Genomic DNA, 10575 nt, shown 5'->3' on the forward strand with positions numbered 1-10575 from the left:
GCAAACCGACCGGAACGCCTTGGCCGGTAGAGTGGTAATGAGGGATGGAGGCGGAGTCAGGATCAGGTTATTTGTTCTCGGGTACGGCCGAACGCTGGATGCGCACACACCCCAGCAGATCCCGTGGATCTCTGTTGGAAAGATTTTTCTCCATTCTCAAGCTTGTACCTGGTAGCAGTTGCCCGGCCAAGGTCGGTACCATCGACTTGATGGGAATTGACAGGTCTGTCGTTGTCGGATTCTTGACTGATTTCAACGCATAGATAAAAGCCTGATCGTCCCTGTTGGCGCAGCTTTCGTCGTCGTAGAGTGTAAATGTACTGGCGGAGGGAATGCCGATAACTTTGATTCGTGTAACGTCATCCCACTGTCCTTTACAGGCATTGTCGCCATCCTTGAATGAGTAAGTGCCACTGACAAAGGTCAGTGAGCATTTCAGCTTGCCATCCCCAGCGCCACCACCTTCGGGCTCATTGAAAAATTGAATAATGCCATCTGGATAGGCTGAAGCCTCTGCTGAAGTATTAGTGGTCGGAGAGGTTTGTGCAGTGGCCAGTCCAGTGCAAATGTAAGTGCTTATTAATATGAGGCCAGTGAAGATTTTTTTGGTTAAAAGCATGACGTTAACCCCTTTGGGTAAGTGGTTGGCCAGTTCATGGCGCGATGACGGTGTGGTGTGTATTTCTGCCTTACCCTAGCAGCAAAGTACAATCGCGCAACCTAACAGTTCTGCTAGTACCCACTGGCTGAAAACGAGCGTAAAAATGCATTAACGCTAACAAGCAGGCCGTTTTTACCTGAGTCGCTGGAGTGTTGTTATGAGCAGTCGTCCACCTGCGCCGGTATACCGGCGTTGAATAATAATGCCCTGTCAACGTCCCGCTAGCAGCCACTATGCCTAATGACGCCGCGGTGAGAATGTGGCGGGAAGCTTTTGGCGAATGGGTTGAAGCCGATCCCGTGGCAGGGTATTTGAAAAAGTTCAAGGTTCCTGCTCATGCGATACCGGCAAACATGGGCCGAGCCGTAGATGTTTATTACAGCGCCAGGAAAAAAGACACGCCTCCTGAAGTGCCTGATTTTCCATCTAAACGCTACAAGTTGAGTGTTTTGACGGTTCCTCAGGGCAAGTTGAGCGTCCTGGAGTGCGCGGGTGCGCAGTATTAACGAATATCGTGAAGTTAAAGGGGGGGCGATGAGTAACTACACGGTGTCAGAGTTGCCGGCCTGGATGGACGGAAAATCCAAGACGTACGGATGGGATGCATTGGTTGTTTATGATCGACGTAAAACGAATATGTTGCTGCATCAGCAATACGTTGAACGGTTCAATAGCGACAGCACTATCTCTCCGCTTACGATCGGGTTGCCATCAAGTGAATATACGACAGAGTATTTGCATGGTTTAAAGCTGGGTGTTCCGAAACTGTCCTTTGCCAATGCCAACCTGCAATCATCCAAGGCTGATCTGACCATGGATATGGTTGGCGGGTTGATTGTGAGCGCACTTAAAGGGGCCGGTGTCCCGGAACGGGTTGTCAGTATCAAGCAAGTGCTGCCACTGGGTGGCCCTCAGTTGACCATGACCTTGCCGCTGGAAAGTACACCCGGCACGGTAACCGAGGGGAAGGTCACACTGGATATCAGCAAGGGAGAGGACATCAGGGCAAATTTTGTGATCGGTGACTTCGCGCAGGAAACCGTCGGTCTGGTGTTCAAGATTATCTTCCAAAGTCTTGCTCCTGAAAAGAAAGTTTTTTCACTCGGGACCCTCAGCGGTGAATTGAATGATGTCCTGACACCCGAAAGCTTTCAGATTCGAACCATGGCGAGTCCGTTGGGGGATCGCAAGGGGGATGAGGATTATGGTAACGGGGGGGTGTTGATGTTGATCACCTTTAAAGGCGGACTCGCCGGTTCTATTCCTCCCACGCCGGATCCAGGTAATCCCCATGGGTTTCGCTATTTGATCCCAGAAGATGAAGCAGGAAATGTCTACACGGGCGCGATGCTACTGTCTAATCGTGTTTTTTTCGACAAGGTTATCGGAGAAGGACTTAAAAAGCGCCTGGGTAATGAAACGGAGTTCGAAGCCTATAATGGTAATGGTCATACATTTTGGCACTTGACCGCAAAAGCGGGAAGTATTTCAGTCCCGGATTTCTACTTTCAGCATCAAGCAGGTCCGCCTGCAAGTTGCAAACTTACGCTGCTGGCGCCAGTCTTTAGGTTCTTCTTTGCTAGGGGGGGGGAGAGACTTAGTGTTAATCGTAGTCATAATGGTCTTTTGCTTTCTTGGGGGTCGGCTAACGCTTCTCAAGGGCGTGTTCAGTTTTTTGATCATCAGGGGAGTCCTCCCCGTGATCGAGATTACTTCGTAACGCTTCGGTTTCCTTACAGTTACAATCAAAACTTCAAGGCTGTGGTTGATAAACGAACAGGCGTTATTGATTTTCAAAGGGATCCTGAGTCAAGATTTGTATCTGAAGTGTCAACGTCCCACTGGTTTCCAAACCAGGAAGAGCATCTGGCCCTACTGAAGGTGGCCGTGAACGATAAAGTGGTGCCCGTAGTGGACGCCTCTTTTAGATGCCTTGAATTGCCGAGTGTAAATACATTACTTGCCCGAAATTTATTGTTCTCAGGCACCGACGCATTTCAACTCACTGACGCTTACGTTCCCGGCGACCTCGCCTTGTTCGGTCATATCGATCCGGTCCGAACCAGTATGACCCTGACACCCTCCCAATCGTTGATCGAAGCCGGGAAAAGCCAGCAGTTCGAGGTGTCCGGAGACGGTGTATCGAACCTTCTTTGGAGCGTCCAGGATACGGACGGTGACACGGTTGACATCGGTACTATCAGTCCCGCCGGACTGTATCGCGCCCCGTCGGTCAGTGCATTGGGTAAAGGCTATGTCACGGTATTGGTAACGGCTGAAGGCCGTCAGCATAACAATGCTGTCAAGGCTTCGGCGTTGGTGTCGATCATCGACAGTACCATCGCAGTGAATCCGGTTTTTCAGGTGCTGGCTGCTGGCGAGGCCACCAGACTCAGCGCCGACACCATCGACGGCAGTGCTCCGGAATGGACGTTGTTACAACCCGAACAGGGTGCGACGTTAACACCACACGAAGATAACCCTCATCACCGTCTCTACACGGCCGGGCCAAAGGGTAGCAGTGCATTTACCCTTGATGAGGTTCAGGTCAAGGCGGTGGGCGGCGCTCCCAAACGAGTGAAAGTCCTGACGCCTAATCGCCCCACGACATTGACACTGAGAGTGACTGATTCAAGTAATCCGGCCTCCGGTGAAGTACAGCTGCAAGTGTTGGTGGATGACGAGGTGGTTGATCCTGAGGTAAACCCGTACACGCTGACGCTTCTGGATGGGGGTGGCGAGTTGGACGCCAGGACAGGTATTTACAAGGAGCCAAACTCCCAGCAGACAAGTTTTGCCATTATCACCGTTACTATTGGTAGCGGCCCTTTTGGACATTATGGGTTTCTTGTGTTGCCGTTACCGCTCGGCACCTATTCTGCTATTCCCGCGATGTTTAATGAAGACAATCCGTCAGCGGTTTGGCGTGATGTTGTCGTGAGCAAATAATTCCTGCAGGAGCATACCGTATGTTAGACCAATCGTTTGCTGGCCTGTGCCGTCGAATGCAAGGCAAGTCGATCACCCGTGGCTGGGATGCAATCGTTACAATGAATCGAACCAAGGTGAATGCGCTGCTTGAACAGCAATACATTGCCCGGTTCGATAAGAACAGTTTTATGGCAAAAATCTCCGGTGAACATCCCATCGACAGTGCGGGGTATGCGGTGCTGGATTTGAGCGGCTTATTGCTAAGTCAGCCGCGGTTGTCGTTCGAGAACGCGACACTGGCCAACTCTCGCGCACGATTGACCTTTGATGTTGAAGCCGGAACGGTCAATCAGCGACTGGATGTTCCTGATTATCCTTCACGCGTGACGTCTAGTTTCGTGGTCACTCCACAGCAGGGTTACAAGGTCTACGCAGACATTGACCTTCGCAAAACCACGGGCATTGTCGAGAAGCAAGGACGAGTCATTATCGACCTTGGGGAAGCCGTTAACTTCACCAGTAATCTGGTGGAAGGTGACATGGCACAGGAGGCGCTCGGTAAATTTTTCCATCAACTGTACGCCAGTTACCCCCCGGAGATTCGAGTCTATGAGTTGGGGATGCTGGATTTTGACGACGATGATCTGCTGGTGCCCCGTGAGTTCGAAATCAGGACCCAGAAGGCCCCGGGCGGTGACGACGTATTGTCCGACAGCTATCAGGATGGCGCGGTGGTGCTGTTTGTCCGGACCCGCAATAACCCGAGCAATGGGTCGTTGCCGGTGGATGAGAGTCAATTTGAGTACCACATTCCGGATGACCGCCATCCTGTTACCGGGGAGGCTCTCTATTCTGGATCGTTGGTGTTGGCGAGCAGGGTGGTGTTTGACTGGTTCGTTGCACCTCATTTGATGAACGCAGTTTCCAGCCACTTAAGACTTCAACCCGACGTGCCATCCAATGATGTCGCACGGTCACTGCGGGCCGTGGCGGGGGGGTTCTATCTGGCCGATTTCATACACAAACATACTTGGCCCGGGACGGGCACCAAGATCACGACGGCCGTCTGGAATGACGGTCCTTTCACCATTCCATTTTACAACCAGGAGGTAGGCAAGGCGCTCAGGTTTTCGGCAAGCGCAGACCATATGTTTGAGTGTTCCTGGCGAGGTAATCAGCCAATCCCTCTCTGGTTTGAGGATCGTAACCTTTGGGGTATTGGAGATAAGAGTTACGGCTATTCAGGTTTTGCCAAGCCTGTTTTGAATATAAAATTCAAACCTGTTGTCAATACTTCAGACGACACCGTATCGTTCGAGCGTAGTGACTATCAATACAGTTTTACCGGGGAGTGGCTAGCCCCGGATTACCCCAGTAGTACGCCAACCTGGATATTTAATCGTACCGGCGAGTTACTGACGGCAGAAGTCGAGCGGAACATGCAGACATTCAAGTCGATGGCGCTTCCTGGTATCAACGTCTTCCATTTGAACCACCTGCTCTTTCCCGAACAAAACGCCCTGCTACTGACCGAAGCCGCATTGCCCGGCGACCTGTTCCTGGTCGGCCATATCGACCCGAAACACACCGCCTTTACCCTCGAACCTTTGTTCGGGCGGGTGAAAACCGGTGAAACCCTGAAGTTCGAAGTCAAACAACTTGCGTTGCAAACGCAAGCTGTCACCTGGAGCGTGCGTGGCATCGATGGCAGCCATTCGACGGGCGAAATCAGCGATGACGGTACGTTCACCGCACCCGATGCCGGGCTGATGGAAGGCCTGGCCGTGCGTAATGTGATCACGGCGTCTTATCGGGATGTCGAGACCGGGGAGCTCCGAGAAGCGTCGGCGTTGGTCGTGATTGTTGTCGAGCCCATGACCGTGACGCCATCCATGCTCACCCTTGATGTCAACCATGCAGCACCGGTGGCGCTCAAGGCATCCGTGTTGAAGGATGAGGCATTGCGGTGGACGTTGCACGGCCCCGGGCAACTGGACGCGGCGGGTTACAACGCAACGTACACGCCGCCGACGACGATCAACGAGCCTCTAGTGCCCATCGAGATCGAGGTGACAGGCCTCGTCAGTGGTAACAGTGTGCTGGCGTCTATTGTGTTGCTCAAGGGCACCTTTATATTGCCGGTACAACCAGGCTTTCACCCGGGTCTGCCGGCGAAGTCCTCCATGCAATTGCGGGTTGCCGACGATGAGGTGGAGCCTGACAAGATTGTCTGGCGTGTGGTCGCCGGAGAAGGCACTGTCGATCCGAACACGGGGGAGTACAAGGCGCCTGACCAGATACGTTCACCCTATGCGGTAGTACAGGCGACCCTGGGTAGTGGTGCGTTTGCACACAAGGGGTACGGTATTATCCATTTGTCCGACTACGCCAGAGCACCACGCTGGAATAAATTGCAAAGTTTTACCTTGACCACCGACTCGCGATCGCCCCGGGTACTGAGTAACGGGATGCAACAAGTCAATGTCGTTGTTGAGGTCAAACCCGAGAGCGCCCCTGACGGAAGTCCCGTCGAGATTAGCGATAAAGAATGGGAGAGTATTCGCCTGGTCACAAAATCCAGGACACCGCTCAAGCAAGTCGGCAAAGACGGCGTGCCCCCCGAACCCAAGGATTCAGGCATCGCATGGGATCCCTGGGGTTACAACACTATAAAAAATGAGTTTCGGCAATATCAAGGCGCAGCGGGCGAGCCTTCGGCTGCAGGAGAGGGCCGTCTTCAGAATGGTCGATCCAGGACCTTCTACGTCCAGACGCGTGCCGGTACAAAACTGGAGATCGCGGCCTACTTGCAGGGTGATAACGACTTGCCGTACTACTCGAATGGAAACGGTGGGACGGTGGAGGACAAGCGACTTATCGAAATTACGCCTATACCGCCAACCAATTATGCCGACAGTCTCTACACCATGACACGTGATCATGTGGTGGGTGGGGGGCGCTACGATGACAACCTGGACACCCTTGACTATTACACCCTCAAGCTTGAGCTGCACGATACGCTGATCCAGTTAAAAACTATCGAGTTCGAGTCAGCAAAAAGTATTGTTCAGTGGGAGAGTCGGCAATTCGAGGAAGGTGTTTGCAGCTTTGCCGGTTATGCCCTGGCAGGTAGCAATGCATTGAACTTCGATCCTCTGTTGTATGCCCGGATGCCGGATCCGCCCGCGCCTGGAGAAGGCGAGGTGGATAAGCGGATCAGACCCGAGAAGGTGCTGAAGCCGGGTTATTCGTGCCCTGAGGGGATGCTTTTGATCAGTTTGCATCGCTGCCAGTACTGGAATTTTGATCTGGGATGTGAACCCGATTATACGAGCGGCTTGAAACTCAGGTTTCATGACATCGACGGCAATAGACATGCCGTAAAGATAAACTTCAAGTCCAATACCGATCGCAATGAACTGGTGGCTCAAAAAGATAGTTGAACCCATGACGGCAGCGTAGCGGGTTGCTGTACAGATTGATTGTCAGGGAGTGGCCGCGGGCAGTTGTGCCTGTGCCACCTTTTCATCAGGAGTGCGAACATGTTGGATCAGTCCTTTATCGGTCTTTGCGAGCGTATGCAGGGTAAGTCTATGACCCGTGGCTGGGACGCCATCGTCACGATGAATAGAACCAAGGTCAATGCATTGCTTGAACAGCAATATATCTCCAAGTTGAAAGAGACGAGGGTCCTTAAAAAAATATTCGGCGAGGTCAAACTAACGGCCAACGGTTATTCCATACTTGATCTCACTGGCCTGGTACTGAGCCCGCCGCGTCTATCATTCGAGAATGCCACACTGACCAACTCGCGTGCGCGACTGACGATGGATGTTGAATCGGGGACGGTTTCCCAGCGCCTGAATGTTCCCGGTTATCCTTCGCGGGTCACCGAGAGTTTCAGTGTTACACCGCAGCATGGATTCAAGGTATTCGCGGATATAGACCTGTTTGCCTCGACCGGCACTGTCGAAGAGCTGGGACGAGTCATTCTTGACCTGGGCAATGCCATCAACTTCACCAGTAATCTGGTTGATGAACCGCTGGCCCAAGAAGCACTCGGGGTGTTCTTTGCTCGTCTCTATCGGGCGTTGCCGTGGGAGGAAAGGGTCTATGAGCTGGGGGAGCTGAAGTTCAACGACGATGACCTGCTGGTACCGCGAGAGTTTGCGATCCGCACCCAGATGGCCCCGGGCGGTAATGATGTGTTGTCTGACAGCTATCTGGATGGCGCGGTGGTGCTGTTTGTCCGGACCCGCAACAATCCGGCCAGTGGGTCATTGCCGGTGGAGGGCAGCGGTTTCCCCTATTTGATTCCGAATGATCGCCATCCTGTTACCAGGGAGGCTATTTATTCCGGGTCGTTGGTGTTGGCGAGTCGGGTGGTGTTCGACTGGTTTGTTGAACCGTATTTGATGAAGGAGATTGGTCATGATCTGAGGTTTCGGCGCGAGAGTGAATCAAATGAAATTGCACGATCGTTGCAGGCATCTGCCGGTGGTTTTCCAATTGAAGATGTCCATTACAAATGGACGGCTGGAATGTTTGGCAGGGGGGAGATAAAAAACACGCTGCCATTAACAGTGTCGTTCTTAAATGCAGCGCCAGACAAATCATTTTGTGTGTTTTCTGATAGCGCAATGCTTGTTTATGAGTGGCTAGGTGATCAGATGTATCAGTTTTATTTTTATGAAGATAGAACTTTTCCAGGGGTGGATCCGAAAGAGGCAGTGATTGAAAGTCGTATTCGGCCAACGGTGCAGGTTAAGATCAAACCGGTCGTTGCAGTAGATAACATTGTGCGGTTTGAAACCCAAGCCGGTTATGAGTTGGAAGTTCATGAGTTCCTCTATGATGCTTTGCGTCCTTATATTTCTGATACATATGCAGGTCTTATAAGTAGAAAGCTCATACCCCCAAAAGATCTTATTAAAGAGGCGTTTAAGGGACTGTCAGCCCCCGAAATCAACGTCTTCCATTTGAATCACCTGCTCTTTCCTGAACAAAACACCTTGCTGTTAACCGAAGCCGCACTGCCCGGCGACCTGTTCCTGGTCGGTCATATCGACCCGAAACACACCGCCTTCACCCTCGAGCCTTTGTTCGGTCGGGTCAAGGCGGGCACAACATTGCAGTTCGAGGTCAGGCAGCTCGCATTGCGAGCGATGCCGATGACCTGGTCGGCGTGCAACATCGATGGTGAGCAAGTCCCAGGCGTGATCGACCAGAACGGTCTGTTCACCGCCCCCGATCTTTCCCTGATCAACGGTCTGGCCGAGCGCTATATCGTGACGGCAGCCTATACCGGCGATGACGGCTTGGTGCGTGAGGCCTCGGCCATGGCGGCGGTGGTGGTGGAGTCCCTGAGCGTTACCCCGTCGATTGCCACGCTTGATTTCTCCGATGCCAAAAGAGACGTAAGCTTCAGAGCCGTCAACCTCGGCACTGGGCCGTTGCGCTGGACCCTGCGCGAGCCCTTCGGCACGTTACAGTCCAATGGCAATGAGGCTCTCTATACATTACCCAATACGCCTGGGGAGCAGGCCGGTGGTTTGGTGGTGATCGATGTCGAGGATCTTTCCAGCGGTGAAAAGACCAGCACCTGCATTTTGTGGTTACGTAGAAACTTCATCCTGCCCGTCGTACCCGGATTTCATCCCGGCTTACCCGCTGGGGCCGTCACTCAGTTGCGGGTCGCGGACCGCGATATCGACCCCGATGATCTGGTGTGGGATGTGTTGGCTGGCGATGGCCAGGTTGACCGGGAAACCGGGCTCTTTACCGCACCGGATACTATCAAGTCGCCCTACACCGTGGTGCAGGCTACTTACGGCCGGGGAACAATGGCGCACCGGGGCTATGGCATTATCCACCTGTCCAACTTCGCCAGAGCGTCCGACTGGACTGAGTTGAGCTGGATCAAGCTCACGTCGAATTCGAACTCCTTGAGCCTGTATGGCAATGGTTTGCAGCAGGTCAATGTCACGGTTTCGGTCCAGCCAAAAGAGGTGGATAACAAGCCCGTGGAAGTCTCTGATGAAGAGATGGCCAGTATTCAGTTAGTGCGCAAGGATGAGCATGGCAAATGGCTGCCGCTTGATCGCGTCGGTCTTTCTGGCGTGCCTGAAGGCGGGGGATGGGCGTACAACCTTGAAGCCAACGATTACGACCCATACCCGCCAGTCACAGGGCATGAGCAACCGACCGGGGGGGCGGTCCCTCATGAGCGGACCGCGTTATTTTATGTTCAGTCCCGCGCCATGGGGACCCTGGAAATAGCAGCGTCGTTGCGAGGCGACAATGGCATTACCTATTTATCCAATGGCGTTGGCGACCCTTCCGCGCCAGAGCGTACGATTACATTGAGTTGCGAAGAACCGCCGGACTACTCTGGCGCTGTTTATACCTTGACTCCCAAGCGTATGGAGGGAGCGGATGATGGATTTGATGCAGAATTTGAAAACCAGGGCAATGATAAAGACCTGACAACGGTCGACTATTATTTGCTACGCCTGGAAATTGATCGCGTGATTATTCCCATTCGGAAAGTTGAATTTCTGGCGGCGAAAAGCATGGTTCAGTGGGAAAGCCGACAGCTTGATGAAGATGTCTGCAGTTTCACTGGTTATGCCTACGCAGGGAGTAGGGAGTTGCGGTTCGATCCTCTGTTGTATGCACGTATACCTGAGCCCTTAAGGCCTGATAAAGAGATTGATAGGTCCTTTGTGATTCCATCGGGTCAATTGATGCTCAGCCTTCACCGCTGCGAGTACTGGAAGTTTGATAAGGGGTGCGAGCCGGATTATACGGTGGGCCTTGATCTGATTATTCATGATCACTACGGTAGTCGTCATCGTGTGAAAATTGATTTCAAAAATCCAAGTAATCGCAACAGCCTGATAGCGAAAAAACTCTGATGTTGATACTTGCAGCGCGACCCAGTCAGTCGCGCTGCGAACCTTATTGTTTATTGGATTGATTCA

At 52.6% G+C, this 10575-nt stretch carries 5 protein-coding genes; 4 read left to right on the forward strand and 1 reads right to left on the reverse strand.

Going from position 1 to position 10575, the window contains the following annotated elements; translation table 11 throughout:
- Positions 1 to 67 precede the first annotated feature (67 nt).
- On the reverse strand, positions 68 to 619 hold the full coding sequence (locus CKW29_RS25240) for a hypothetical protein (protein WP_095149317.1): 552 nt from the start codon (positions 617 to 619) through the stop codon (positions 68 to 70).
- 275 nt (positions 620 to 894) lie between these two features.
- Between CKW29_RS25240 and CKW29_RS25680 the strand changes: the two genes are divergently transcribed.
- From CKW29_RS25680 to CKW29_RS25255, 4 genes are all read left to right on the forward strand, one after another.
- Positions 895 to 1167, forward strand: a complete 273-nt coding sequence (locus CKW29_RS25680) for a hypothetical protein (RefSeq protein ID WP_143496942.1) — start codon at positions 895 to 897, stop codon at positions 1165 to 1167.
- Entirely contained in the window at positions 1154 to 3610 is a 2457-nt protein-coding gene (locus CKW29_RS25245; protein WP_095149318.1) for a hypothetical protein, read from the forward strand. Before CKW29_RS25680 ends, CKW29_RS25245 begins: the two co-directional genes overlap by 14 nt.
- Before the next feature lie 20 nt (positions 3611 to 3630).
- Entirely contained in the window at positions 3631 to 7035 is a 3405-nt protein-coding gene (locus CKW29_RS25250; protein WP_095149319.1) for a hypothetical protein, read from the forward strand.
- A 99-nt stretch (positions 7036 to 7134) separates the two neighbouring features.
- Positions 7135 to 10509: a hypothetical protein gene (locus CKW29_RS25255; protein WP_095149320.1), complete on the forward strand. Its 3375-nt coding sequence runs from the start codon at positions 7135 to 7137 to the stop codon at positions 10507 to 10509.
- The last annotated feature ends 66 nt before the right edge of the window (positions 10510 to 10575 follow it).

Source organism: Pseudomonas sp. Irchel s3a18 (genome assembly GCF_900187535.1).
GTDB lineage: Bacteria > Pseudomonadota > Gammaproteobacteria > Pseudomonadales > Pseudomonadaceae > Aquipseudomonas.

Coding starts and splice junctions, on each gene's coding strand:
- CKW29_RS25240 (WP_095149317.1), bottom strand. CDS start 619: ATGCTTTTAACCAAAAAAATCTTCACTGGCCTCATATTAATAAGCACT.
- CKW29_RS25680 (WP_143496942.1), top strand. CDS start 895: ATGCCTAATGACGCCGCGGTGAGAATGTGGCGGGAAGCTTTTGGCGAA.
- CKW29_RS25250 (WP_095149319.1), top strand. CDS start 3,631: ATGTTAGACCAATCGTTTGCTGGCCTGTGCCGTCGAATGCAAGGCAAG.
- CKW29_RS25255 (WP_095149320.1), top strand. CDS start 7,135: ATGTTGGATCAGTCCTTTATCGGTCTTTGCGAGCGTATGCAGGGTAAG.